A 23,299-nucleotide genomic window follows, 5' to 3' on the forward strand; every position below is an offset into this window, starting at 1 on the left:
GCCGAGCTCAGTCGGTCAGGGCAAGAACGGTTTCAGGCGCGAAATGCACCTTTATCGTCTGCCCGGTCACCGGCGGCGGCCGTGTCGGGTCGTTGAATGTGTCAAGTGACAGCGCAACGTCGCCGATCAGCAGTTTGATGCGGATGACCGCGCCGAGGAAATTGACCGACTCGATGCGGGCTTCCAGCGTCTGGTCGCCATCGCGATGTTCGCGCCGGATCGATTCCGGTCGCAGCGCCAGACGGATGGCATCGCCCTGCTTTACTGTGCTCGGAAGCGACAGGCCGGAGATCGCCGCTGGTCCGACTGTGGCTTCTCCGCGTGTGGTGTCGGTCACCGTCGCATCGAGCTGGCTCAAAGTGCCGACGAAGGCTGCGACAAAGGACGTGCTCGGGTGATTGTAGATCTCGGCTGGCGTGCCGATCTGTTCGATCCGGCCCTGGTTCATGACCATGACCCGGTCTGACATGGAAAGCGCTTCTTCCTGGTCGTGGGTCACGAAAATCGTGGTGATGCCGAGATCCTGCTGGATGGCGCGGATTTCCTCGCGCAGCGACACGCGGATCTTGGCGTCGAGCGCCGAAAGTGGCTCATCAAGCAAAAGCACGGTGGGGCGCGGCGCGATCGCCCGGGCAAGCGCCACGCGCTGCTGCTGGCCGCCCGACAGCTGCCATGGAAACCGGTCAGCCAGTTGCGGCAGCCCGATCAGCGCCAGCATTTCCGTGACGCGCTTGTCGATGTCCGCGCGACCGACCCCCGCCACCCTGAGGCCAAAGCCGATATTGCCTGCCACCGTCAGGTTCGGAAACAGCGCATAGGACTGGAACACCATGCCAATATTGCGCTGGCTCGGCTTGAGATAGGTGACGTCACGGCCGTCAATGCTGATCGAGCCGGTGCTCGGCGTCTCAAAACCTGCCACCATCCTCAGGATTGTCGTCTTGCCGCAGCCCGATGGTCCGAGAAACGAGACGAACTCGCCGCGGCCGACCTCGATGTCGGCGTTGCGCACAACTTGCGTGGCCCCGTAGGATTTGGAAATTCCGTTGATCGAGAGATAGGGAGCTTCAGTCATCAGTCTTTCACCGGAATTGCTGGTTTGGGCGCGAGCCGCGCGACAAGCTGGATGAGCCCCATGCAGGCCCAGGTGATGCCAAAGGCGATCACGGCGAGGGCAGCAGGCTCATAGGCGCGGTTGGCACCGAGCAACTGCATGTAAGGCCCGAAGGCGGGACGGTTGAGAAGCGCCGCCAGCGTAAACTCGCCAATAACGATGGCGAGCGTGACAAAGGCGCCCGACAGGACTGCGACAAGAACATTGGGCAGGATCAGCCGGCCGAGGATGGTGAACCAGCTGGCGCCGAGCGATTGCGCGGCCTCGGTCAGGGTGGTCACGTCGATGGTGCGCAAGCCCGTGTCGACGGCGCGGTACATGTAGGGCAGCGACAGCGTCGCATAACCAAACATAAGAAGGATGTTGGTGCCCGTCGCGGTGCCGGTCAGCGGCAGCCAGCTCGAGGTGTTGTAGAGCCTTATGTAGCCGAAAACGACAACAATGGCCGGGATCACCAGCGGCAGCAAGGTGAGGAATTCAACATAGGGCCGCGCGCGCGGCAGCTTGAGCCGGACCCAGTAGGCAGTCGGCACCACCAGCAGCACACCGAACAGGATGGTGAAAATCGCCATGATCACGGAGTAGCTGAAGGTTTCCTGAAATCTCGGATCGGCCAGCACTTTCGCATAGGCATCGAGCGAATAGACGCCGCGCCGCATTTTCAGCGAAAACTCGGTCATGCCCAACAGTGGCAGCAGGAAATAGAGGACGCCGAATGCGAGGGCGGCCCAGGCGGCAAGACGCTTCATTTCTGCCACCTCTCGGAGCGCGCGCGCAGCACGATATAGATCGTGTTGGCAATGCCGGTGACCACGATCATGCCAAAGGCCAGCGCGTAGCCCAGATGCGGATCGCCCAGCACATCGCCGCGGATCTGGGCAAACAGCAGGATCGGGACGATGTTGAGCGACGACCCGGTCAGCGCGATCGCGGTGGCCACAGCGCCAAAGGAATTGGCAAACAAGAGAGCCATGGTGCCCAGTATCGCCGGAAACAGGATCGGAAACGCCACCATCCGCCAGTATTGCGGCCCGGTTGCGCCGAGAATTTCCGCAGCTTCGCGCCATTCCCGCTTCAGGCCGTCAAGGGCCGGCGTGATGATCAGGATCATCAGCGGGATCTGGAAGAACAGATAGGTGATCGTCAGGCCCCAGAAGCTCAGGATGTTGAAGCCGAGCATGCGCAAATCAATGCCGAGACTGGTTTTGAGAAAAACCGTGACCAGGCCAATCGGGCCGAGGGTGGCGAGAAAGGCAAACGCCAGCGGCACGCCAGCAAAATTCGAGGCGACGCCGGAGAATGTCAGCAGTGGTCCGCGGATAGCCTTCGGTAGGCCGCCGAGCGTCATCGCGGCCGCCATGCAGAAGCCGATCAGGCATCCGAGCGATGCCGAGGCCAGCGAGATCTTGATCGAAACCCAGTAGGCTGACCGGATCGAAGCCGTGTTGAGGCCGATCACATTGTCGAACGTGAATGTCCCGTCGATGGTGCGGAACGCGCCCACCACGATGTACATGGTCGGAGCCAGCAGGAACAAGGTCACGAACAGCAGGAACGGAACGAGCCCGAGCCAGTGCAACGGCAGCCTTGCCATCAAGGGTACGCGCCTGGCGATGTCGGGGGAGGGCCGGGATGTCATCAAGCCACGATCGTATGAGGAGAAAAAGCATCCGCCCCGCGATGGTCGCGGGGCGGGTTTTCAGGCAGATATTTTACTGAACGTTGGCGCCGACGACGGCATCCCATCCGGCAACAACGGCTTCCTTGTTGGCGTTGACTTCGTCAAGCGTCGGGAAGTAGGCCTTGGCATAGCCTTCTGCCGGCGGCAGGGCGTCGAGCAGATCCTGCGGGATCACGCCGCGGGCAGCCATGTCGTTGAAGCGGATCGGGTGGCAATAGCCCTTGAGCCAGCCGAGCTGACCTTCGTCCGAATAGAGGTATTCCATCCAGAGCTTGGCAGCGTTGGGGTGCGGTGCGTAGGCGCTGATTGCCTGCACGTAAACACCGGCGAGAACGCCCGAAGCCGGAACCACGACTTCAACCGGCGGGTTGCCTGCGAGTGTGTCCTTGGCAGCCAGCGCATTGTAGTCCCACATGGCGATGATCGGGGTTGCGCCCTGAGCCAGTGTTCCGGCCTTGCCGATCACGGGGACGAAGTTGCCGGCCTTGTTGAGTTCTGCAAAGAACTCGAGACCCTTTTCGCCGGCTTCCTTGCCAGCAGCCGCTCCGGTTGACAGACCGGCCGCCAGAGCACCCAGGATTGCCTGGTTGGACGCGCGCGGATCACCGGCAAGTGCGACCTGGCCTGCATATTCAGGCTTGAGCAGGTCCGACCAGTCCATTGGTGTGTTGGCGACCAGATCCTTGTTCACCAGGAACGACATCACGCCGTAATAGTCGCCGTACCAGAAGCCTTCGGCATCCTTGGCGCCATCGGGAATCGAATCCCATGTCGAGACCTTGTAGGGCTGGACCAGGCCTTCGGCCTTCGAAGCCGGACCGTAGGCGAGGCCGACGTCGATGACGTCCGGCGCCTGCGGACCGGTGTTGTCCTTGTTGGCGCGAATGGCTTCGAGTTCGTCGGCGGAGCCGGCGTCAGGGTTGAGCTCATTGACGGTGATTTCGGGGTACTTCGCCTTGAAACCAGCGATCACGTCACCGTAACCGCACCAGCTGTGCGGCAACGCGATTGTGGTCAGCATGCCTTCGGCCTTGGCGGCTGCGACCAGCTCGTCCATGTTCTGGCTGAATGCCGCGCCGGCAAAATTCATCGTGAATGCTGTGGTGGTGGCAAGCACCACGCCAAGCTTTTGAAGTCTCGACATTTCGAACGCTCCTGTTTCCGCCTAAGCGGTTTGTTATTGCCCGTTCTCAGGGGTCTCAGGTGATTTGGTCACCACGACGTGAGCACCTAAGCGCCGTCCATGACGGCAGGATGACAGTCGCAGTTCGCATTGTCGCCAGAAGGTGATCCAACTGCATTTTCAGCCTTTTCGCAATAGTGAAAAATTTAGCCGGCTCATCTTGTCAGGCGGCGCTGGAAATTCGCTCTGGCCTGCTCTGCTAAAAGGAGGCTGGTGCTGGTTGCTGTTCAAGCTCGGTCTTCCCGGCTAACCTGTTGCCAATTGTGGATTTGGAGGGGAATGACCATGATCTCACGCCGTCAGCTTATGAAGGCGGGCCTTCTCGGCACTGCCGCCCTGCCGATGCTGCTGCCACGCAAGGCCAGGGCAGCGATCGCGGATGTGGATGTCATTGTCATCGGCGCCGGTATTGCGGGGCTGGCTGCAGCGCAGCGCCTGGTCGAATTGGGATACGAGACGATTGTTCTTGAGGCCGACAGCGTCCCTGGCGGACGGATCAAGACCGACTGGACGCTTGAGGCACCGTTCGAGGTTGGCGCCGGTTGGATCCACGGGCCGGACGGGAACCCGATTTCGGACCTGGCAGAGGCGGTCGATGCCAAGCCATTCGTCACCGATGACGACAGTTATCGCGTCTTTGCGGCGAATGGCGATCCTGTCTCTGTCAGTGACATTGATGCAGGCAACAAGCGTCTTGAGAAGCTCTATGCCGCGATAGACGACGAACTCGACAATGACATGGCGCTCTCCAAGGCGATTGCACGGATGGGCGGGAAACTGAAGTCTGATCCGGTCGTCAACTGGATGACCTCTGCCTATACCGAGTTCTCGACGGGCGGCCCCATCGACAAGCTCTCGGGCTACTATTTCGACGAGGATGGCGTGTACCCCGGCGATGATGTGATCTTGACGCAAGGCTACGACACCATCATCCGGCAAATGGCTGGCCCGCTCGACATCCGGCTGAACACACGTGTTTCGGCAATTGCCTATGAGAAAGGAGAGGGGGCTGTCGTTTCCACGGATGCGGGTGATTTCGAATCCAGCTTCGTGATCTGCACAGTGCCTTTGGGTGTGCTCAAGTCAGGCGATATCCGGTTTGATCCACCGCTTCCCAAAGGCCATCGCCGCAGCATCGAAAAGATCGGCATGGGCAATGTTACCAAGCTGGCGCTCAAGTTCGACAAGGCCTATTGGCCCGCAGATGTTCAGTATTTCGGCCTTATGACCGAAACACGCGGCCGCTGGAACTATTTTCTCAATTACCGGACCTTCAGTGAGGAGAACATCCTGCTGGGCCTGTGTTTCGGCAGTTACGCGCAGACGGCGGAAGCAATGAGCGATGACGAGATGGTGGCTGACTGCATGGATGCCGTCAGGACAATGTTTGGCGGCGATGTGCCGGAGCCTTCAGGCCACCTGGCAACACGCTGGTCGAAGAACCCGAACAGCCGGGGTGCATACTCCTACAGCTCGGTCGGTTCGCAACCAAAGCACTTTGATGATCTTGCCGCACCTGTTGCCGATACCATCCTTCTGGCAGGCGAGCATACGAATTTCGAATACCACGCGACCGTTCACGGGGCTTACCAAAGTGGTCGAAACGCAGCGCAAATCATTGAAGACCGCCTGGCTGACTGAGGCTTGTCCGGGAGTGGCGTGCGCGATAGGGGCTGAGCTTGTATCACCTGCCGTTTGACTGCAGTGCTGTCGCGCTGAGCTGCGCGTAGCTCAAGGGTTTCGGGATGCTCGGCATGTCTGCACTCGCCGGTTCCGAGTTGGCACGTTGGTCGAGATCGCAAGTGAGAAAAGCTTCGGAACCAGGCGGCCATCACCGCGTTGAACGCGGGGTCGGCTTATCTGGCCGTAACATCAAGCGCCTTTGAGTGATCGGGGGCTTCTAGAGATTTCACGGCGCTGCGGCCCCGGAGACGGGATCACGCAGCGGCAAACATTGCATCATGATCGATATCAGTGCCGGGTGAACCCGGCATGGTAGCCTCATGCTTTGAACGACAGGAGATAATGATGGCTGATCTTCCCTTTAACAGTGCCCGGATCGAAGAACTGGTGTTGCGGCTCAATGCCGTGACGGCGAAGGAAGGCACAGATGTGCCCGACCTTGGCGGCAATGCCGCCGACGACGAGGTGGCTGCGACGCTGCAGGAGACCGACGGCGACCTCAGCCGCGACGAGATCACGCAAGAGATCTACAGCATGAACGACGAGCAGAAGGATGCGCTGGTCGCCCTGTTCTGGATCGGCCGCGGCGATGCTGAACCCGAGCAGTGGGAAGAGACAAAGGTGCTCGCGCGGCAACAGCACGAAGGGCTGGTCAGCCGTTACCTGCTGGGTCAACCGGAGGCAGGCGAGTTCCTGACCGAGGGTCTAGAGAAGATGCGCGAGTATGGCGTCGAATGAAGCTGGGCGGTAGGCTGTTGATCGATTGTCTGCCAAAGCCGACCTCGGGGCGAGGGTAGCTCACACCAAACATTGGCAGCGGTGAATGCAATGTCGCAGTTTGAGCTTGTTGCAATCCTTCTGGTGCTGACGGCGACGTTCAGTTGGGTCAATTTCCGGCTGGCACTGTTGCCGCACACCATCGGCCTGCTCGTTATGGGTCTCGGCGCCTCGCTCGTTGTCATCGCCGCCGAGACCTTGGTGCCGGGGCTGTTCAACTACGAAAACCTCAATCGGATTGTGCGCCAGGTCGATTTCGAGGGAACTGTTCTCGATGGAATGCTGGCGTTCCTGCTGTTTGCGGGCGCGCTGAATGTCGATGTCATGGGCCTTCGAAGTCGCGCGTTCACAATCGGCGCGATGGCGACCATTGGTGTCGTGGTTTCGACCGCGATAATCGGATTGGTGGTCTGGGCAGCGGCCGATCTGTTGGGGGTCTCTATCTCCTTGCCCTGGGCGCTTGTGTTCGGGGCGTTGATCAGTCCCACCGACCCGGTTGCGGTTCTCGCGACACTCAAGGAGGTCAAGGTCTCAAAAGATCTTCAGACCGTCATGACCGGCGAGACCCTGTTTAACGATGGCGTCGGCGTGGTGCTTTTTGCCGTTCTCGTCGATGCGGCCCTTGGCGGCACGCTTGACGGCCTCGAGGTCGGCCGGATGTTCCTGATCGAGGCTGTCGGCGGTGCAGCCCTTGGTGCCGTCACTGGTTATGTTGCCTACCGCGCCATGCGCGCCATCGATGATTATTCGATCGAGGTGCTGATTTCGCTGGCGCTGGTGGTGGGAACCTATGCGATTGCATCGAGGCTGGGGGTCAGCGGTCCGCTCGCTGTCGTGGTTGCGGGATTGCTGGTCGGAAGCCGGGGCCCGCGCGACGCACTGAGCGACCAGACCCAGAGATACCTTTTCGGCTTCTGGACCTTGATCGACGAAATGCTGAACTCGATCCTTTTCCTGCTGATCGGGCTTGAAGTTCTGGTGCTGCGGTTCGAGCCGGCCTTCGGCTGGCTGATGGCGCTGGCCGTGCCGCTGGTTCTTGTAGCACGGCTCGCTGCGGTCAGCGGGCCGGTCCTGCTGCTCGGCCTGTTTCGCAAGTTCGCGCGGGGGACCATTCCTGTTCTGACATGGGGAGGCCTGCGCGGCGGCATCTCGGTCGCGCTGGCGCTTTCCCTGCCGGAGGTCCCTGAAAAGTCGGAACTGCTCGCAGCAACCTATGCCGTGGTGGTGTTCACCCTGATTGTCCAGGGCCTGAGCTTGCGCGCGGTGATCAAGCGGGTGGTGAAGTGATGGCATGCGGGCCAGAAAGACCCGACTGAACCATCCAATCCGTTGAAATTAATGGTGGGCGCGACAGGGATTGAACCTGTGACCCCTGCAGTGTGAATGCAGTGCTCTCCCGCTGAGCTACGCGCCCGTCGCTGGTCCCGCGCCTGGCGGTCCGAACGGATCTGCGGCGGTATAAGCGCTGCGCGGGGCAGGCGTCAAGCGACAGTTCCGCGGACGGGGTTGATTTTGAAACCAGTGGGATGGCTGGCGCGATTAAGCCGCGGCGCGTGCTGCGATCAGTCGATGCACCAACTCTGCATCGAGCTCGTCGAAATGCTCGATGATGACATCCGGATTGAAGCTCACGACCGGCTTGTCGGAATAGCCGAAGGGAACGGCGATTGTCGGAACCGAAGCATTCTGCGCTGCCAGGATATCATTGACGCTGTCGCCGATCATCACCGCGTTGTTGTGCTTCCCGCCCGCCATGTCGATGGTTCCGAGAATATGGTCACCATGCGGCTTCCGCACCGCAAATGTATCGCCACCGGTGATGGCAGCGAAACGCCCGGTCAGGCCAAGGCATTCGAGCAGGCGGCGGGCCAGCGCTTCGGTCTTGTTGGTGCAGACGGCGAGCTTCATGCCTTCCGCCTCAAGCCGGTCGAGTGCGCTGATCAGGCCGGGATAGGGCTCGGACTCGCCCGGCATTTCGGCGGCGTAGTGGACCAGAAAGGCGTCGAACGCTTCTTCCAGCTGCTCGGGCGAAGAGGCATGGCCATGATGCTCCCAGGCGCGTTCGATCATCACCTTGGCGCCCTGGCCGACCAGCCAGGTCATGTCTTCGAAAGTCACCGGGGCGAGGTTGTTCAGACCCAGCACGTGATTGAGGCTCGCCATGAGATCGGGCGCGGTGTGGATCAGCGTGCCGTCGAGGTCGAAAATAACCAGGGAGGATGTCATGATGGCTCCGGGACGTAGAGGACGGGCGGCGCTGTTGGCCGTTGCGGCGCTGACTTAACAGGGAAGCCATACAGGCGCAATTGCCGACACATTTGCATTGGATATGCAGGTTTCTTTGGAAAATCGGCGATTTGTCGTTGATACTGGCCCGGAATGCAAAGCCATTGGCACGAGGTGGCATCACGGGCTTTGCCTTGTCTGGCTTCCATGCTAACAGGCGGACCAGCATCAACAACAATGGCAGACTGGCATGGACGCCCGGCAACTCAAGATCGCAGCAGCGCAGGCAGCACTCGAACACGTCGAGGACGGTATGCGGCTCGGTATCGGAACCGGTTCCACCGCGGATGAATTTGTCCGGCTGCTGGCGGAAAAGGTCGCCGACGGCTTCAATGTTCAGGGGGTTCCGACATCCGAGCGCACGGCGCGGCTATGTGTCGAGCTCGGGGTGCCGCTGTTTTCTCTCGATGACCTGCCGGAACTTGACCTGACCATTGACGGCGCTGACGAGGTTGATGCTTCGCTTGGGCTGATCAAGGGCGGCGGCGGTGCGCTGCTGCGCGAGAAGATCGTCGCTTCGGCCTCGTCGAGGATGATTGTCATTGCCGACGAGACCAAGCTGGTCGACACGCTCGGGCAGTTTCCGCTGCCGATCGAGATTGCGTGCTTCGGCATGACCGCGACCCGGCTTGCGGTCGAGCGGCTCGTGACGAAACTCGGACTGACCGGCGAGATCGTTCAGCGTCCCGACAAGGACGGTCCTTATCTCACCGATGGCGGACATTTCATCCTTGATGCATCTTTTGGCCGCATTCCGGATGCAGAAGCGCTCGCAAAAGGGCTCGCCACAATCCCCGGTGTGGTCGAACACGGATTGTTTCTCAATATGGCAGATGCCGCGATCATCGCTTCGCAAAGTGGCGCGCGGACATTGCTTGCGAAGGATTAAACAGGAGTGAAACCGAACATGACTATCCTAACCGGTCTCAAGCGTTTCGGCGCGGGCGTGATTGTGATCTCTGGCCTCGCTGTTGCGGGCAATTCGGCCATGGCGCAGGAGCTCAGCGACGACCACATTGCCGCTGCGCGGGGAGCAATCGCCGCTCTCGGATCAACAGATCAGTTCGATGGCATCATCCCAGGCACCGCCGAGCAGCTGAAAGTCAGCCTGATTCGGGCCAATGCCGACCTTGAAGAAGTCATCAGCGCGACCGTCGATGAAGAAGCTTTGAAGATCGTCCCGCGCCGTGGCGACCTCGAGAAGGAAGCTGCCCAGATCTACGCCAAGGCCTTTACCAAGGACGAGCTGGATGCGATCGCTGCATTCTACACATCCGATGCCGGCAAGAAGCTGATTGAAACTGGTCCGCTGGTTACGCGTGAACTGGTCAAATCGGCTGATATCTGGGCTGCCGGGGTCACCCGCGACCTGTCTGCAAATGTCAGTGCTGCGTTGACCGAGAAAGTTGGCGAGCGCCCGACACTTTCCGACGTCAAGCCGTAACGAATTTCTATCGAGCCGCGTTGAGCGGTTCCCTGCGGCATCACATTGTCGTGTTGGCGCAGCCAATTGAAAGCCCGGGCCAACGCCCGGGCTTTTATTTTGTACAGGCTTGGCTAAATAGGCAGCAAGCACACCGGCGCATTCACGTCCGGCATCGTCATGCTGGGAGCAACGGTTCCCGGCAAAGCGCACAAGAGGATTTCCGCACATGAGCGAATTTGACTTCGACCTTTTTGTCATTGGCGGAGGTTCAGGCGGCGTCCGGGCGGCGCGTCTTGCCGCGGGTCTGGGCAAGAAGGTGGCGATTGCCGAGGAGTACCGGTTTGGCGGCACCTGCGTGATTCGCGGCTGCGTGCCGAAAAAGCTGTTTGTCTATGCCTCGCAGTTCTCCGAGCATTTCGAGGATGCGCGCGGCTACGGCTGGAGCGTCGGCGAAAGCGCGTTCGACTGGAAGACGCTGATTGCCAACAAGGACCGCGAGATCGACCGGCTGGAAGCTCTCTACCGACGCGGGCTGGAGAATGCCGGTGCCGAGATCATCTCTTCGCGCGCCGAACTCACCGGTCCCAATTCCGTGCTGATCAAGTCGAGCGGGCAGACTGTAACCGCCGAGAAAATCCTGATTGCCGTGGGCGGAAGCGCAAACCCGCATGCTTCGCTTCCCGGTCATGAACTCTGCATCACCTCCAATGAGGCGTTTCACCTCGAGGAACTGCCGAAGGCTATCGTGATCGCAGGCGGCGGCTATATCGCGGTCGAATTTGCCAACATTTTTCATGGGCTCGGCGTCGAGACGACGATAATCTACCGCGGGCAGGAGATTCTCTCCAAATTCGATCTTGATATGCGGCGCGGACTGCACATGGCGATGGAAGAAAAAGGCATTCGGATCATCTGTCAGGAGATCTTTTCCAAGGTCGAACGCGGACCCGATGGCCGGTTGCTGGCCCATACGTCTGGCGGCAAATCGCTCATGGCGGATCAGGTCCTCCTGGCGCTTGGCCGCGATCCCAACACCGAAAGTCTCGGGCTTGAGGCTGCGGGCGTGAAGACCGGCGTCAAGGGCGAAATCCTGATTGACGACTACTCGCGCACCAATGTCGAAAGCATCTATGCGGTTGGCGATGTCACCGACCGTGTGCAGCTGACGCCGGTCGCCATCCATGAGGCGATGTGCCTGATCGATACGCTCTACCATGACCGGCCGACGTCGCCGGATCATGACCTGATCGCCACGGCAGTCTTCTCCCAGCCCGAGATCGGCACCGTCGGCCTGTCCGAAGATGAAGCCTCAAAGTGTTATGACGAGCTTCAAATCTACCGCGCTGAATTCCGGCCAATGAAGGCCACCCTGTCTGGGCGGTCGGAAAAAACCATCATGAAGATCGTGGTCAATTCAGAAGACCGCAAGGTGCTCGGCGTCCACATCCTCGGCCACGAGGCCGGCGAAATGGCGCAGATCCTCGGCATCGTGCTCAAGGCCGGTTGCACCAAGGATGATTTCGATCGCACCATGGCAGTCCACCCGACGGCATCGGAAGAGCTGGTGACTATGTACAAGCCGAGCTACCGGGTAAAGGGTGGCGAGCGGGTCTGAGCTGCATAAGCGTCAAGCGCCTTTCAGCCAGTCAATCGGGTCCTGCCAGAGTGTGTCGCGAAAGCGCGAACGGAAGAAATCGAGATGGCCGATCGGGCCGCCGGCTGTTTGAGGGTCGAGCCATCTCGTTTCCACTTGTGCGTTGACGAAGTGGCGCATGATAGCGTCGCGGGCCGCAGGCGTTCCCCAGGGGTCATCGGTGGAGCCGACGGCAAGGATTGGCGTCCTCACCTCAGCAAACAGGGCTTTTGCATCAAAACGCGGCTCGGTGAAGAAGTAGTCCGGTTTCCTGCACCATTTGGTCCAGTCGGCGAAGACGCCGCTTGGAAGTCCGGAGCCCAGTCCCATTCCTGCAGGAACCCGTCCCACTAATGTTGCGAGCGGGTTGGCAACAAGGTTCATAAGCGCGTAAAGAGTCAAGCCACCGCCCAGATGGCGCCAGTAGCCGGAAATCGTCGCCACCATCAGGTATCGCTCGAAGCGGTCTGAAACCCCGCCCAATCCCAATGCCTGGCCGCCATAGGACTGGCCAACGCCGACAACGCGATGGTTCGGGGCTTCGTGCTCAAGTCGGGTGAGGGCAGCAGGAAAATCCCTCATGCCCCAGTCGGCCATCGAGATCTGGCGCGGATTGAAGCGGTCGCTGATCGATCCACCGGTACCCCGGTAATCATAGGTCAAAGCTGCGCGAAAGCCGTAATCAGCAACAAGGCATTCTGCGAACTTCTGGTAAAATCCGCGCTTGACTGCGGTGGCAGAGGAGATCAGCGCCAGCGGTCCATTCCCGTCCCCGGTTGTCAGCGTGCCCTCAAGCGGGTGGCCGTCGGCAGCTTCAAACCGGATGGTTTCGACATGGGCCGGCTTGTTGGCTGAATTCTTGGTCGCGGACGGCATGGCGCATGGTCTCCTAAAGTGCCCGCCAATCTGAATAACGTTTACGTTCACGTCAATTACCCGCGCGGTCATGGAGCGAATTTTCCGGTTGGCAGTCATGGGGCAGGTGGCAGTTCTCCTTGAGGATTTCCCAGGAACCGTCCATCGTCGCGCCATGGACCGTAGCCGCTTCTTTGACCATCTGACCGAAACCGATCCCCGACTGTTTCCCGACGGCATGACGGCGGCGCAGCGGGCAGGGCTGTCGGTCAAGCTCGATGTGTGGACTAAATGGTATGCGTCCGATTATCCGGTCACCTTTCTTGCAGCCGCGCTCGGACAGATCTACCGCGAGACCGGCGGGAGGATGGAGCCGGTGCTCGAAGCCTTTGCACCAGACCGCAAGACTTCGGCCGAGCGGCTGCAGAAGGCATATGATGCCGGGCGGCTCAAATGGGTGAAGCAGCCCTATTGGCTGGAAGACGAGACCGGACGGCACCCGGTCGGCGGCGGCGATATCCAGCTCACCCACCGCCGCAACTATGTCGGCGCCGAGGACAAGCTCAAGGCCCGGTTCGGGGTCAGCGTCGGTCTGGCCGAGGATTATGACCTGATCCTCGATCCGGTGATCTCCGCCCATGTGGCATTTTCCGGCATGATCGAGGGCTGGTTCCGGCCCTGCAAGCTTGAGGATTTCTGCACTGCCGAAGGGATCGACTATGCGGCCGCGCGCGACATTGTCAACGGCGATGCGAAGATGATTGGCGACGAGATCGCCCGTAATTGCCAGATCTTTGAGGCCGCCTTGATCGCGGCTGGTGCCGGCACGGATTTCGGCCCGCCGGAAAGCGTTGTCGACTGGCCTGGGCTGACGAAGCCGTCTTTGCTGCAGCGGTTCATGTCGCCTTTTCAGTGGTTTGCAGGCAAGTTCAGGTAAACCGATTCATGGCGTTGATGTGCTGATTCATGCAGCGGCCAGGTGCGTGACTTTCTGATTTATTGCCGGCGGCTGAGTTTCCTGCCGGAGGTGCCGGAGCAGGCGGCGGTCGCCGGCGTCTTCCTGCTGCTCACATTGCGCGCGCGGAATGGGTGTGAAATTTGTCCTGCAATCTGAAAGCAAGAACTCAAGGTGCCGCCTCCTGTGTGGAGCGCCAAAGGTCATCTGATGACATTATTTGCTTCCGGGAAGTCAATCCTTAGCCACATGGTTGCTTTTTGTGCACTGCAAAAATAATCACCATTTCGGTGCCACTTGCGACGTTATCGATTTGACAATGATCCGTGAATTGGCTTTGTTGTTTCAAGTATGAAACATCCTTCATGGATCGAGATCGACCGAAAATGGCCCAACCGCATTCCAATCGGCTCGATGCTACGAGGGGATACCGCGCTGGTCTTGGTCAGGTTGCGTCGGGCAATTTGCCACATAAAACGAACCTGGCGAACCTGATGAACATTCGGTCTTTCTTGCGAGACACAACCCATATCGTTCTCACTGGGCGCAGGTGATGGTCTGATCTGAGATGGACGACATGTTTACCAGGTGCTCGCATCTGCGTGGCGGATCAATGGAAGCCTCCAGAAGAGAGGTCAGTTTGCTAAATGCTTCAGAGAAAGGGACTAAAAATGAAAAAGACATTGCTTACCCTAACCGCCATCGCGGCGATCGGCTTTGCCTCCAGTGCGTTCGCTGAGACAAAACTGACCATTGCCAACTGGCTTCCGCCGACACATCCGCTCTTTGCAGACGTCATTGTGAAGATGGCCGAGAACATCACCGAGGCGACCGGTGGCGAAGTCACAACATCCATCTTGCCTGCGCCACTTGGACCGCCGCCAGCGCAGTTTGATATTGCCGCCAATGGGGTCGCCGATATCACTTTCGGGGTTCAGGGCTACACGGCCGGCCGTTTCAAGACCTTCAATCTGGCCGAGTTGCCATTCCTGGGTGACAGCGCCGAAGCGCTATCGGTTGCCTACTGGAACACCTACGACAAGATGCTCAAGGATGCCGGCGAATACGACAACGTCAAGGTTCTGGCGGTGTTCACCCATGGCCCCGGCGCAATCTTTCTGAAATCCGGTGATGTTGCATCCACCGAGGTGGTCAAGGGACAGAAGCTGCGTGTCGGCGGTGGTTTCGTGCACACGGTTGCTACCACTCTGGGCGCCGTACCGGTCGAAGGGCCTTCGTCCAAGGCTTATGAGCTGTTGAGCCAGGGCGTCGCCGACGGCATCATGTTTCCGTTCGAATCCGTGAACGCGTTCAAGCTTATCCCCGTACTGAGCGAGGCGATCACAGTGCCGGGCGGGCTTTACAACACGTCCTTCTTCATCGTCATGAACAAGGCCAAATGGGAAAGCCTGACACCCAAGCAGCAGGGAGAAATCGACAGCGTGACAGGCGTGGCGCTTGCGCGAATAGCCGGTCAGATGTGGGATCGCGAAGATGCCAAGGGACGCGAAGCGATGAAGGACAAGATCGCGGTTTCCCCGGCGACGGACGAGCAGCTTGCGGCGTGGCGTGAAGCTCTGCAGCCAGCCGTTGACGCCCAGATCGCCGAAGTCTCCGCGTCAGGCATTGACGGCAAGGCTGCACGCGACCTGTTCATGTCGGAACTGGCAGCAGCTTCGAAATGAAGCTGCCCATCGATACCAGTGAAGATGCCTCTTCGGCGCCGTCTCAGCTCGCTGAGGGCAGCAGCTTTAAATGGTTGCGAAGAGGCATCGTTTTCGTCGGCGGCGTGATGCTGTTGGTGATGATGGCCATGACGATTGTTGATGTCATTGGCCGTTACGTCTTCAACAGCCCTCTCAGCGGGGCAGGTGAACTGACGGAAATTCTTCTGGTGTCGGTGATTTTCATGGGCCTGCCGGCTGTCACGCTGGAAAAAGGACATGTGACCGTTGATCTGTTCACCGCTCGAATGCCGCCATGGATCGAGCGGTGGCGGATCCAGGTCATCGGTCTCCTCAGTACCGTTATTCTGAGCCTGATTGGATGGCAGCTTTGGGTGCATGCGGGGCAGATCGGTGCTTACGGGGACGTGACCACGACCCTTCGCATTCCGATCTCTCCGGTCGCCTACTTTTGCTCTGTCTGCACATTCATCAGCGCAATCGCTGCGCTGATCGTTTCATTTGAACCGTTGTTCCAGCGCTCGAGTAAGGGTTGAACCCATGCAGTATTGGCCTGTCGGCATAGCCGTTCTGCTTGCCATGCTTTTTTCCGGCCTGCCAATCGCATTTGCCATGACCGCAACCGGCCTGCTTGGAGTGGCTTCCATCATCGGCTTCGGTCCTGCAATGTCTTTGCTCGGAACCGTGTTTTTTGACTATGGCAGGGACTACTCGCTCTCGGTTCTGCCGCTGTTCCTGATCATGGGATATTTTGTTGTCCAGTCGGGCATTGCTTCAGAGCTCTACAATGCAGCCTATGCCTGGCTGAGGCACCGCAAGGGCGGGCTTGCAACGGCGACAGTGCTGGCCTGCGGTGCGTTTTCTTCCGTGTGCGGCTCGTCGATGGCCACTGCCGCGACCATGGCGCGCATATCGCTGCCCTCGATGCGCCGGTTTGGCTATCCGGACCATCTGGCCCTGGCATCCATTGCTGCGGGCGGCACGCTTGGCATTCTCATTCCACCCTCCGTCATCCTGGTGTTTTACGGCATCATGACCCAGCAGGATATCGGCAAGCTGTTTCTCGCAGGCATTGTGCCCGGTATTGTCGGTGTCATCGGCTATGCAATCGCTGTCCGGATTTCACTCTACGGCTACAAGGGTGAGCTTCCGACCGAACCAAAGCTTCCGCTGATCGACAGGATCAAGGCGCTGAAAGGCTCGGCAGGGGCGATCTTCCTCTTCTCATTTGTCATGGGCGGGATTTATCTGGGGGTCTTCACTCCGACAGAAAGCGCGGGGATGGGAGCCGGCGGCGCTCTGCTGCTAACGGTGATGCTGGGCAAATTCAGTTTGAAGGGGCTTTTCGAGGTGCTTTTCGACACGATGAAGACATCGGCAATGATGTTCTTCATCCTGTTTGGTGCGCTGACCTTCACCAACTACGTCAACATGTCGGGGATGACGCGCGATATCCAGACCTTCATCGGCTTTTTCGGCGACAGTCGCCTCAGTCTGATCCTGGTTATCCTGGTGATTTACCTCTTGCTGGGCTGCATTCTGGAAAGCCTCTCCATGATCATGCTCACGGTGCCTGTGTTTTATCCCATCGCCGCGGCGCACGGAATTGATCTCATCTGGTTTGGTATCTTCATCGTCATGGTGACTGAGGTGAGCCTGATCACACCGCCGGTCGGCATGAACGCGTTCGTGCTGAAATCGGTTGTGCCCGACGTGCCGTTGAACACCATCTTCCGGGGGCTGTGGCCATTCATCTTCATGGACGTGGTGCGGCTGGGACTCTTGATAATGGTGCCGGGCATGGCGCTACTGCTCACATAGCAGGCGTCCAATTGCACGAGGTGCCGCAAGCCCTGTGATGAGGCTGGCGTAACCGACATCAGCTTTTCAGATTTTGCCGGACCCAGATGACGATCTGGCCGGCGTTCATGGCGCCGGCCTGGCGGGCAACTTCCTTGCCCTTGTCAAACAGGATGATCAGCGGGATGCCGCGGATCTGGAAGCGGCCGCCGACGTTCTGGTGCTGTTCGGTGTCGAGCTTGGCGAAGCGCACCGTTGGCGACATCTGCTTGGAGGCTTCCGCAAACATCGGCTCCATCATCTTGCAAGGGCCGCACCATGGCGCCCAGAAATCCACCAGCAACGGCACCTCGTCATTCCTCAGGTGCTTGTTGAGCTTTGCCTCGTCCAGTTCAAACGGCGCATCCGGAAACAGCGGCGCCTTGCAGACGCCGCAGGTCGGTTTTGCGGACATTTTTGCCGCCGGGATGCGGTTCTTGGCCTGGCAGGCGGGGCAGGTGATGTGGAGCGTGTCTGTCATGGTGGGTTTTACTCGGATGCGGCTGAGGATACGTCGACGACGTCTTCTATCTCTGTACTGTAGGCGGCACCCGCAAGCGATGGAAGTGTGTGCAGGTGAACGCCATCGGCGTTGTGGCCTTTGAGGATTGCAAGTGCGCGTTCCTCGTTCTGCTCGTCACGGGTGCGAACCCAGAGCAGAAGGCCGCCGGCCAGCAGATGCTGCTCGATCTCGTCGGCATGGGCCTTGCCGATCAGCCGGGCGATCACCGCACCGATCGACCCTCCGATGCCACCGGCGATGAGTGCGGCGGTCACTGCTGGCGCCAGAGTGCCGCCGGAGGCGACAATCGCGCCGCCACCGATCATGGCCGGGACATAGGTCAGAATGCCGATCACGGCACCCATGGCACTGCCCATCGATCCGGACGACACGAAGGCGGTGGTTGGCACCTCGACCCGGTCTTCGAGATTGCGGGCAGGGACATAGGATTCATGCAGCTTGTCTTCAATCGCCCGTTCGGAGGCAAGAATGCTCAGATCCAGGCGGTTGAAGCCCTGGCTCAGCAGATCATCGACCGCTGCCTGAAGGTCTGCCGCCGTGTGAAAGACGCCGACGGCTTCGGTTGTGTTCATATAGGGTGATTTGGACATGTCCTGCCCTCCGCTGGATGGTTCCGTGTCCCTAACATAGCGCTCCCATGCCTCACGGCCCTGATGCACATCAGGACAGATGTTGAGGCGTGCATCCGTTACGGGCTGGTTTCGGCTACTGAAACCACTTGAGCAGGCGGAGCTTGATCTTCGAAAACGGCGGGTAGCGCAGCTTCACATCAAGATGGCTGGTCTTGGTCAGCACTGCCTTGGCATGGCTGAACGTGTCGAAGGAGGCGCGGCCGTGATAGGCGCCCATGCCGCTCGTGCCGACGCCGCCAAAGGGAAGCTCGGGAATGGCCAGATGCATCACCACATCATTGATGCAGGCACCGCCGGAACTTGTTTGCGCCATCACCTGGTCCTGAATGTCTTGCGCATTGGTGAACAGATAGAGCGCCAGCGGTCTCGGACGTGCGGTGATGAACCCGACAGCCTCATCGATGGAACGATAGGTCATGATCGGCAGCACCGGGCCGAAAATCTCCTGCTGCATCACCTTGGCCTCCGGATCGACCCCGGTCAGGATCGTTGGCGCGATAAATTTGATATCCCGGTCGGTCTCACCGCCAGCAGCAATGTCGCCGTCGGCTATGAGGCCTGCCACCCGGTCAAAGTGCCGCTCGTTGACGATGCGCGGGTAATCGGGGCTGGCTTTGGGATCCTCGCCGAAGAACGCTTCTATCGAGGCTCTCAGCTGATCAATGAAAGCGTCCCGGACCTTTTCCTGCACCAGCACATAATCGGGGGCAATGCAGGTTTGTCCGGCATTGAGGAACTTGCCCCAGGCCACGCGCCGGGCAGCCACTTCGAGATCGCAATCCTCATGGATGATGCAGGGGCTCTTGCCGCCGAGTTCCAGCGTCACCGGCGTCAGGTGCTTGGCCGCCGCCGTCATCACGATCTTGCCGATCGCCTCGCTGCCGGTGAAGAAGATGTGGTCAAAGCGTTGCTCCAGCAGCTCGGTCGATGTCTCCGGTCCGCCCTGGATCACCCGGATTGCGTCGGGATCCATATAGGCGGGGATCAGTCGGCCTAGCAGTTCGGCCGTGTTCGACGAGATCTCAGAGGGTTTCAGCACGGCGCAATTGCCGGCTGCAATCGCCCCGATCAGCGGCGTCAGCACCAGATTGACCGGGTAATTCCACGGCGACATGATCAGCACCACACCCAATGGCTCGGGCAGGATGCGGCTGCGCCCGGGCTGATTGGCAAGCGGTGTGGAGACTTTTCGCGGTTTCATCCATCCCTTGAGATGCGACAGCGTGTGCCTTATCTCGGAAAGCACCGTGCCGGTCTCGGTCATGCGAGCCTCAAAACCGGACTTGCCGAGATCGGCGTGCAGCGCTTGATTGATGGCGCTCTCGTTCTCCTCGATCATGGCCTTGAGGCGCTGCAACTGTCCGCGCCGCCATGCCTCGGGCCGGGTTTTCCGTGTGTCGAAGCTTGAGCGCAGTGCGGCAACGCTATCTGATAGCTGGGTCATGCATGGCGCCCGTGTTTGCTGGAGGTCATTTCAATCTGTATGCTACCCATGTGGGGAGGCGCGGCCTGATGTCCAAATTGAGAAGGCCCGTGCCATCCGGCGCGGGCGAATTCGTCGGCTATTTCGGCTATGGCTCGCTGGTCAACCGCGCCACGATTGCGACCGGGGTGGTTGCGGCCTATCCGGCGCGGCTGAAAGGCTGGCACCGGACATGGCGGGCGCGTCCTGACATGGAGGCTGATATGGGTCCAACACCCGGCGTGACGCTGCCTGAGGCGTTGACGCCGTCGCTGTTGACCGCGCATCGCGCCCCGGGGGCAGCGATTGACGGGCTGCTGGTGATTGATAGGGCTGACAATCTCCCCGTCATCGATGCCCGCGAATTCCGCTACCATCGGCGCGATATTTCGATCTCGGATCTGGAGTTCACGCAGACTGCCGACGCAAACGGAATTGATCCCGACATACGGCTCCATGTCTACGAGGCCCGGATCGAACACCCGCCTACGCAAGGGCCTTCGCCGATCCTCAGGTCCTATCTCGATGCGGTGATGCAGGGTTTCCTGCGCGAGTTCGGGCCGGACGGCCTGCACCGCTTTGTCACCGAGACCGATGCCTTCCACATGCCCATTCACGAAGATCGGCACGCGCCACTCTACCCGCGCGCGGTCACGCTGTTGGCCTCGGAGAGTGAATTGTTCGACCTTGCACTGGGGCGCCGGGTCAATGGCGTCCGCAACTGATTCGAAATGCCGGGTTTGCAGCCGGTTAATTGATCGTTATAAGCCCGGTGAAATTGATCGATCCGCGGGCACGTTGCCCGCAAAACAGCCGAGCATGAGCACGGCCAACCCGCGGGCGTATCGCCCGCAAAAACCGCCGAGCATGAGCACGGCCAACACGGTGAACGGACATGGCACAGAACTGGACCCCATCAAGCTGGCGCAACAAGCCGATCCAGCAGGTCCCGGATTATCCGGATGCAGAGGCACTCAAAGTGACCGAAGCGCGGCTGGCCAAGTTTCCGCCACTCGTTTTTGCGGGGGAGGCCCGCCGGTTGACGTCGGCGCTTGCCGAAGTCGCCGAAGGCAGGGGCTTTCTGCTTCAGGGTGGGGATTGCGCCGAGAGCTTCGCCGAGCACGAAGCCGACAACATCCGCGATTTCTTCCGCGTGTTCCTGCAGATGGCCGTGGTTCTGACCTTTGGCGCGCAGCAGCCTGTGGTCAAGATCGGCCGCATTGCCGGCCAGTTCGCCAAGCCGCGCTCGTCGAATTTCGAGACCAAGGACGGCATCGAGCTTCCGAGCTACCGTGGCGACATCATAAACGGCATCGAGTTCAACGAAGCCTCGCGCATCCCCGATCCGGAACGCCAGGTCGCGGCCTACCGGCAGTCGGCGGCGACGCTCAACCTGTTGCGCGCGTTTGCCCAGGGCGGTTACGCCAATCTCGACAATGTGCACCAGTGGATGCTCGGTTTCGTCAAGGACAGTCCGCAGGCCGAGCGCTACCGCAAGCTCGCCGACCGGATTTCCGAGACCATGGATTTCATGAAGGCGATCGGGATCACCGCCGACAACCAGGCCAATCTGCGCGAGACCGATTTCTTCACCAGCCATGAAGCGCTGCTTCTGGGCTATGAGGAAGCCATGACCCGCATCGATTCAACCTCGGGCGACCACTACGCCACCTCGGGTCACATGATCTGGATCGGCGATCGTACGCGCCAGACCGACCACGCCCATGTCGAATATGCCCGCGGCATCAAGAACCCGATCGGTCTCAAATGCGGCCCGTCGCTTGATCCCGATGAGCTGCTGGCGCTGATCGATATTCTCAACCCTTCAAACCAGGCCGGGCGACTGACGCTGATTGCCCGCTTCGGTCATGACAAGGTGGCTGATCACCTGCCCAAGCTCATCCGCGCCGTCGAGCGCGAGGGCCGCAAGGTGGTGTGGTCGTGCGATCCGATGCACGGCAACACGATCACCATGAACAACTACAAGACGCGTCCGTTCGAGCGCATCCTGTCGGAGGTGGATTCGTTCTTCCAGATCCACCGCGCCGAGGGTACCCACCCCGGCGGCATCCACATCGAGATGACCGGCAAGAACGTCACCGAATGCACCGGCGGCGCCCGCGCGCTCTCGGGCGAGGACCTGCAGGACCGCTACCACACCCACTGCGACCCGCGTCTCAACGCCGACCAGGCGCTGGAACTCGCCTTCCTCGTCGCCGAACGCATGAAGGGCGGCCGGGATGAAGAAAAGCAGGTCGTCAACGGGTAAGGTTTCTGCCGCAACCGACTGACACAATTGCGAAAACGCCGGGGGAAACTCTGGCGTTTTTCATTTGGGGTTTGGTTTCCAGGCGCCATCTCTCCCGCCGTCATCCCGTACCTGATCCGGGATCCAGCCACCGCGCGTCGGCGCGGTCAGAGCTCCTCATTCAGGTCCAACAACGATCAGTCGTCCGAGCCGCAGGTGCCCCTGCGATAACCCAAGGATGCGCTGCCTAGTCCATGATGCGACAGGTCTTGCCGCCGCCTCCGGTGCCGTATTTCACCTCCCACTCTTTGCAATGACGCATTGCTGCGGCTTCTGCCTTTGCCTTGTCTTTGTTCCAGGCCCAGCCGCAGCCGCGGATGCCCGTGAATGTGGCGGCCTTTCGCCCGGCAAAAGCGAAGTGATAGCCTTCGACCTGGTTCCTGACAGAGCGGATCCGATGTCTGGCTGCGGTGCAACCGCCCAGTTGCTGGCCAAGCCGGTTGAGCTGGACGCCCAGAGTCTCGGGGCTCAATTGCGCCTGAGCCAGCTCAGGTGCCGAGACCAGAACCGCAGCGGCGAGTAAAATGGCAAAACAAAATCTCGGCACAGGTTGTCCTCCGAAAAACGTCAATATCGCTTGCTGCTTTCACGCCGGGTGAACGATCGACCAAGAGTTCATTCCGACCGGGCAAAACTAGGTAGAAAGGAGCGCGTTGTCATTTGCAAAATCAAATACGACGGGTTGCAGGCCAATCGTTCACGGGACCTCTGCGACGCCCGCCCATGTCGCAAATGTCAGTAGAATGTCAGCCGCCGCCCGTGCTTTGATCACCTCCAACCCGAATCCCGCCTTTGGAGCACCCCATGTCAGACATCCGCACCGGACACTGCAATTGCGGCGCGGTCCGCTTCCGCACCCGAGGATCATTGCGCGAGGTCGTGGCCTGCCATTGCTCGCAGTGCCGGCGCCAGACCGGGCTCTATTACGCCGCCACCAATGTGGCTGACGAGAACATCGAGATCGAGGGCGGGGACAACATCACCTGGTATCACGCCTCCGATGTCGCCCGGCGCGGTTTCTGCGCAACCTGCGGCTCGGCGCTGTTCTGGAAGCATCAGGCGGATCAGCATATCTCGGTGCTGGCGGGCGCCTTCGACCAGTCGACGGGTCTTCATATCACCAAGCACATCTTCTGCGCCGATAAGGGTGATTTCTACGAGATCAGCGATGGCCTGCCGCAATACGAGAAGGGCTCGGCGGGATTGCTGGTGGCGGAGTGAGGGACTTTTTTCTCTCCCCTTGGTGGGAGAGAAAGC

General features: G+C 60.0%; 23 protein-coding genes and 1 tRNA gene. 13 read left to right on the forward strand and 11 right to left on the reverse strand.

Annotated elements, in window-relative coordinates:
* Window positions 1-7: 7 nt before the first annotated feature.
* The 4 genes from WNZ14_RS11985 to WNZ14_RS12000 form a co-directional block, all read right to left on the reverse strand.
* Window positions 8-1,075: an ABC transporter ATP-binding protein gene (locus tag WNZ14_RS11985; protein WP_342868887.1), complete on the reverse strand. Its 1,068-nt coding sequence runs from the start codon at window positions 1,073-1,075 to the stop codon at window positions 8-10.
* Window positions 1,075-1,863, reverse strand: a complete 789-nt coding sequence (locus tag WNZ14_RS11990) for an ABC transporter permease (RefSeq protein ID WP_342868888.1) — start codon at window positions 1,861-1,863, stop codon at window positions 1,075-1,077. The genes WNZ14_RS11985 and WNZ14_RS11990 overlap by 1 nt, the downstream gene beginning before the upstream one ends.
* Window positions 1,860-2,753, reverse strand: coding sequence for an ABC transporter permease subunit (locus tag WNZ14_RS11995; RefSeq protein ID WP_342868889.1), 894 nt, complete (start codon window positions 2,751-2,753; stop codon window positions 1,860-1,862). The genes WNZ14_RS11990 and WNZ14_RS11995 overlap by 4 nt, the downstream gene beginning before the upstream one ends.
* Before the next feature lie 73 nt (window positions 2,754-2,826).
* Entirely contained in the window at window positions 2,827-3,939 is a 1,113-nt protein-coding gene (locus WNZ14_RS12000) for an ABC transporter substrate-binding protein (protein WP_342868890.1), read from the reverse strand.
* Window positions 3,940-4,263: 324 nt separating this feature from the next.
* On the opposite strand from WNZ14_RS12000, the gene WNZ14_RS12005 reads away from it, so the two are divergent.
* From WNZ14_RS12005 to WNZ14_RS12015, 3 genes are all read left to right on the forward strand, one after another.
* Complete coding sequence (locus tag WNZ14_RS12005) at window positions 4,264-5,619, forward strand: NAD(P)/FAD-dependent oxidoreductase (protein ID WP_342868891.1); 1,356 nt, start codon at window positions 4,264-4,266, stop codon at window positions 5,617-5,619.
* A gap of 387 nt (window positions 5,620-6,006) precedes the next feature.
* Window positions 6,007-6,399, forward strand: coding sequence for a DUF3775 domain-containing protein (locus tag WNZ14_RS12010; RefSeq protein WP_342868892.1), 393 nt, complete (start codon window positions 6,007-6,009; stop codon window positions 6,397-6,399).
* Window positions 6,400-6,489: 90 nt separating this feature from the next.
* Window positions 6,490-7,725, forward strand: coding sequence for a sodium:proton antiporter (locus tag WNZ14_RS12015; protein ID WP_342868893.1), 1,236 nt, complete (start codon window positions 6,490-6,492; stop codon window positions 7,723-7,725).
* A 52-nt stretch (window positions 7,726-7,777) separates the two neighbouring features.
* Here WNZ14_RS12015 and WNZ14_RS12020 read toward each other — a convergent pair.
* Window positions 7,778-7,852 (reverse strand) — tRNA-Val (locus WNZ14_RS12020).
* Between the two features lie 125 nt (window positions 7,853-7,977).
* Window positions 7,978-8,664 (reverse strand): HAD family hydrolase, encoded by a 687-nt coding sequence (locus WNZ14_RS12025; RefSeq protein ID WP_342868894.1) that lies wholly within the window; start codon window positions 8,662-8,664, stop codon window positions 7,978-7,980.
* A 250-nt stretch (window positions 8,665-8,914) separates the two neighbouring features.
* On the opposite strand from WNZ14_RS12025, the gene rpiA reads away from it, so the two are divergent.
* The 3 genes from rpiA to gor all read left to right on the forward strand — a co-directional run bounded on the left by rpiA (window position 8,915) and on the right by gor (window position 11,765).
* Entirely contained in the window at window positions 8,915-9,613 is a 699-nt protein-coding gene (rpiA, locus tag WNZ14_RS12030) for a ribose-5-phosphate isomerase RpiA (RefSeq protein ID WP_342868895.1), read from the forward strand.
* A gap of 18 nt (window positions 9,614-9,631) precedes the next feature.
* Complete coding sequence (locus tag WNZ14_RS12035; RefSeq protein ID WP_342868896.1) at window positions 9,632-10,168, forward strand: DUF2059 domain-containing protein; 537 nt, start codon at window positions 9,632-9,634, stop codon at window positions 10,166-10,168.
* Window positions 10,169-10,376: 208 nt separating this feature from the next.
* Window positions 10,377-11,765, forward strand: coding sequence for a glutathione-disulfide reductase (gor, locus tag WNZ14_RS12040; RefSeq protein WP_342868897.1), 1,389 nt, complete (start codon window positions 10,377-10,379; stop codon window positions 11,763-11,765).
* 12 nt (window positions 11,766-11,777) lie between these two features.
* Here the strand turns inward: gor and WNZ14_RS12045 are convergent, their stop codons facing one another.
* Window positions 11,778-12,659 (reverse strand): alpha/beta fold hydrolase, encoded by an 882-nt coding sequence (locus WNZ14_RS12045; RefSeq protein ID WP_342868898.1) that lies wholly within the window; start codon window positions 12,657-12,659, stop codon window positions 11,778-11,780.
* Window positions 12,660-12,756: 97 nt separating this feature from the next.
* Here WNZ14_RS12045 and WNZ14_RS12050 point away from each other — a divergent pair, with 97 nt between their 5' ends.
* The 4 genes from WNZ14_RS12050 to WNZ14_RS12065 all read left to right on the forward strand — a co-directional run bounded on the left by WNZ14_RS12050 (window position 12,757) and on the right by WNZ14_RS12065 (window position 17,099).
* Entirely contained in the window at window positions 12,757-13,575 is an 819-nt protein-coding gene (locus WNZ14_RS12050; protein ID WP_342868899.1) for a hypothetical protein, read from the forward strand.
* A gap of 689 nt (window positions 13,576-14,264) precedes the next feature.
* Window positions 14,265-15,278, forward strand: a complete 1,014-nt coding sequence (locus WNZ14_RS12055) for a TRAP transporter substrate-binding protein (RefSeq protein ID WP_342868900.1) — start codon at window positions 14,265-14,267, stop codon at window positions 15,276-15,278.
* The gene (locus WNZ14_RS12060) at window positions 15,275-15,814 is read left to right on the forward strand and encodes a TRAP transporter small permease subunit (protein WP_342868901.1); all 540 of its coding nucleotides are present in this window, start codon (window positions 15,275-15,277) and stop codon (window positions 15,812-15,814) included. The genes WNZ14_RS12055 and WNZ14_RS12060 overlap by 4 nt, the downstream gene beginning before the upstream one ends.
* A gap of 4 nt (window positions 15,815-15,818) precedes the next feature.
* Window positions 15,819-17,099, forward strand: coding sequence for a TRAP transporter large permease (locus tag WNZ14_RS12065; RefSeq protein ID WP_342868902.1), 1,281 nt, complete (start codon window positions 15,819-15,821; stop codon window positions 17,097-17,099).
* A gap of 58 nt (window positions 17,100-17,157) precedes the next feature.
* Here the strand turns inward: WNZ14_RS12065 and trxC are convergent, their stop codons facing one another.
* From trxC to WNZ14_RS12080, 3 genes are all read right to left on the reverse strand, one after another.
* Window positions 17,158-17,598 carry a thioredoxin TrxC gene (gene trxC, locus WNZ14_RS12070; RefSeq protein WP_342868903.1) on the reverse strand — a complete coding sequence of 147 codons (441 nt, stop codon included), beginning with the start codon at window positions 17,596-17,598 and terminating at the stop codon, window positions 17,158-17,160.
* 8 nt (window positions 17,599-17,606) lie between these two features.
* Window positions 17,607-18,230 (reverse strand): hypothetical protein, encoded by a 624-nt coding sequence (locus WNZ14_RS12075; protein WP_342868904.1) that lies wholly within the window; start codon window positions 18,228-18,230, stop codon window positions 17,607-17,609.
* Between the two features lie 115 nt (window positions 18,231-18,345).
* The gene (locus tag WNZ14_RS12080; protein WP_342868905.1) at window positions 18,346-19,716 is read right to left on the reverse strand and encodes an aldehyde dehydrogenase family protein; all 1,371 of its coding nucleotides are present in this window, start codon (window positions 19,714-19,716) and stop codon (window positions 18,346-18,348) included.
* Window positions 19,717-19,784: 68 nt separating this feature from the next.
* Here WNZ14_RS12080 and WNZ14_RS12085 point away from each other — a divergent pair, with 68 nt between their 5' ends.
* Window positions 19,785-20,459, forward strand: coding sequence for a gamma-glutamylcyclotransferase family protein (locus WNZ14_RS12085; protein ID WP_342868906.1), 675 nt, complete (start codon window positions 19,785-19,787; stop codon window positions 20,457-20,459).
* A gap of 170 nt (window positions 20,460-20,629) precedes the next feature.
* Window positions 20,630-22,003, forward strand: coding sequence for a 3-deoxy-7-phosphoheptulonate synthase class II (locus WNZ14_RS12090; protein WP_342868907.1), 1,374 nt, complete (start codon window positions 20,630-20,632; stop codon window positions 22,001-22,003).
* 226 nt (window positions 22,004-22,229) lie between these two features.
* Here WNZ14_RS12090 and WNZ14_RS12095 read toward each other — a convergent pair whose 3' ends face one another.
* Window positions 22,230-22,589: a hypothetical protein gene (locus WNZ14_RS12095; RefSeq protein ID WP_342868908.1), complete on the reverse strand. Its 360-nt coding sequence runs from the start codon at window positions 22,587-22,589 to the stop codon at window positions 22,230-22,232.
* 257 nt (window positions 22,590-22,846) lie between these two features.
* Here WNZ14_RS12095 and WNZ14_RS12100 point away from each other — a divergent pair, with 257 nt between their 5' ends.
* Window positions 22,847-23,263 carry a GFA family protein gene (locus tag WNZ14_RS12100; protein WP_342868909.1) on the forward strand — a complete coding sequence of 139 codons (417 nt, stop codon included), beginning with the start codon at window positions 22,847-22,849 and terminating at the stop codon, window positions 23,261-23,263.
* The last annotated feature ends 36 nt before the right edge of the window (window positions 23,264-23,299 follow it).

Origin of the sequence: Hoeflea sp. AS60 (genome assembly GCF_038900115.1) — a bacterium.
Taxonomy (GTDB): domain Bacteria; phylum Pseudomonadota; class Alphaproteobacteria; order Rhizobiales; family Rhizobiaceae; genus Hoeflea.

What these genes read in the sequence shown, in the direction of transcription:
- WNZ14_RS11985 (WP_342868887.1), bottom strand. Translation starts at nt 1,075, where the DNA reads ATGACTGAAGCTCCCTATCTCTCGATCAACGGAATTTCCAAATCCTAC.
- WNZ14_RS11990 (WP_342868888.1), bottom strand. Translation starts at nt 1,863, where the DNA reads ATGAAGCGTCTTGCCGCCTGGGCCGCCCTCGCATTCGGCGTCCTCTAT.
- WNZ14_RS11995 (WP_342868889.1), bottom strand. Translation starts at nt 2,753, where the DNA reads ATGACATCCCGGCCCTCCCCCGACATCGCCAGGCGCGTACCCTTGATG.
- WNZ14_RS12000 (WP_342868890.1), bottom strand. Translation starts at nt 3,939, where the DNA reads ATGTCGAGACTTCAAAAGCTTGGCGTGGTGCTTGCCACCACCACAGCA.
- WNZ14_RS12005 (WP_342868891.1), top strand. Translation starts at nt 4,264, where the DNA reads ATGATCTCACGCCGTCAGCTTATGAAGGCGGGCCTTCTCGGCACTGCC.
- WNZ14_RS12010 (WP_342868892.1), top strand. Translation starts at nt 6,007, where the DNA reads ATGGCTGATCTTCCCTTTAACAGTGCCCGGATCGAAGAACTGGTGTTG.
- WNZ14_RS12015 (WP_342868893.1), top strand. Translation starts at nt 6,490, where the DNA reads ATGTCGCAGTTTGAGCTTGTTGCAATCCTTCTGGTGCTGACGGCGACG.
- WNZ14_RS12025 (WP_342868894.1), bottom strand. Translation starts at nt 8,664, where the DNA reads ATGACATCCTCCCTGGTTATTTTCGACCTCGACGGCACGCTGATCCAC.
- rpiA (WP_342868895.1), top strand. Translation starts at nt 8,915, where the DNA reads ATGGACGCCCGGCAACTCAAGATCGCAGCAGCGCAGGCAGCACTCGAA.
- WNZ14_RS12035 (WP_342868896.1), top strand. Translation starts at nt 9,632, where the DNA reads ATGACTATCCTAACCGGTCTCAAGCGTTTCGGCGCGGGCGTGATTGTG.
- gor (WP_342868897.1), top strand. Translation starts at nt 10,377, where the DNA reads ATGAGCGAATTTGACTTCGACCTTTTTGTCATTGGCGGAGGTTCAGGC.
- WNZ14_RS12045 (WP_342868898.1), bottom strand. Translation starts at nt 12,659, where the DNA reads ATGCCGTCCGCGACCAAGAATTCAGCCAACAAGCCGGCCCATGTCGAA.
- WNZ14_RS12050 (WP_342868899.1), top strand. Translation starts at nt 12,757, where the DNA reads ATGGGGCAGGTGGCAGTTCTCCTTGAGGATTTCCCAGGAACCGTCCAT.
- WNZ14_RS12055 (WP_342868900.1), top strand. Translation starts at nt 14,265, where the DNA reads ATGAAAAAGACATTGCTTACCCTAACCGCCATCGCGGCGATCGGCTTT.
- WNZ14_RS12060 (WP_342868901.1), top strand. Translation starts at nt 15,275, where the DNA reads ATGAAGCTGCCCATCGATACCAGTGAAGATGCCTCTTCGGCGCCGTCT.
- WNZ14_RS12065 (WP_342868902.1), top strand. Translation starts at nt 15,819, where the DNA reads ATGCAGTATTGGCCTGTCGGCATAGCCGTTCTGCTTGCCATGCTTTTT.
- trxC (WP_342868903.1), bottom strand. Translation starts at nt 17,598, where the DNA reads ATGACAGACACGCTCCACATCACCTGCCCCGCCTGCCAGGCCAAGAAC.
- WNZ14_RS12075 (WP_342868904.1), bottom strand. Translation starts at nt 18,230, where the DNA reads ATGTCCAAATCACCCTATATGAACACAACCGAAGCCGTCGGCGTCTTT.
- WNZ14_RS12080 (WP_342868905.1), bottom strand. Translation starts at nt 19,716, where the DNA reads ATGACCCAGCTATCAGATAGCGTTGCCGCACTGCGCTCAAGCTTCGAC.
- WNZ14_RS12085 (WP_342868906.1), top strand. Translation starts at nt 19,785, where the DNA reads ATGTCCAAATTGAGAAGGCCCGTGCCATCCGGCGCGGGCGAATTCGTC.
- WNZ14_RS12090 (WP_342868907.1), top strand. Translation starts at nt 20,630, where the DNA reads ATGGCACAGAACTGGACCCCATCAAGCTGGCGCAACAAGCCGATCCAG.
- WNZ14_RS12100 (WP_342868909.1), top strand. Translation starts at nt 22,847, where the DNA reads ATGTCAGACATCCGCACCGGACACTGCAATTGCGGCGCGGTCCGCTTC.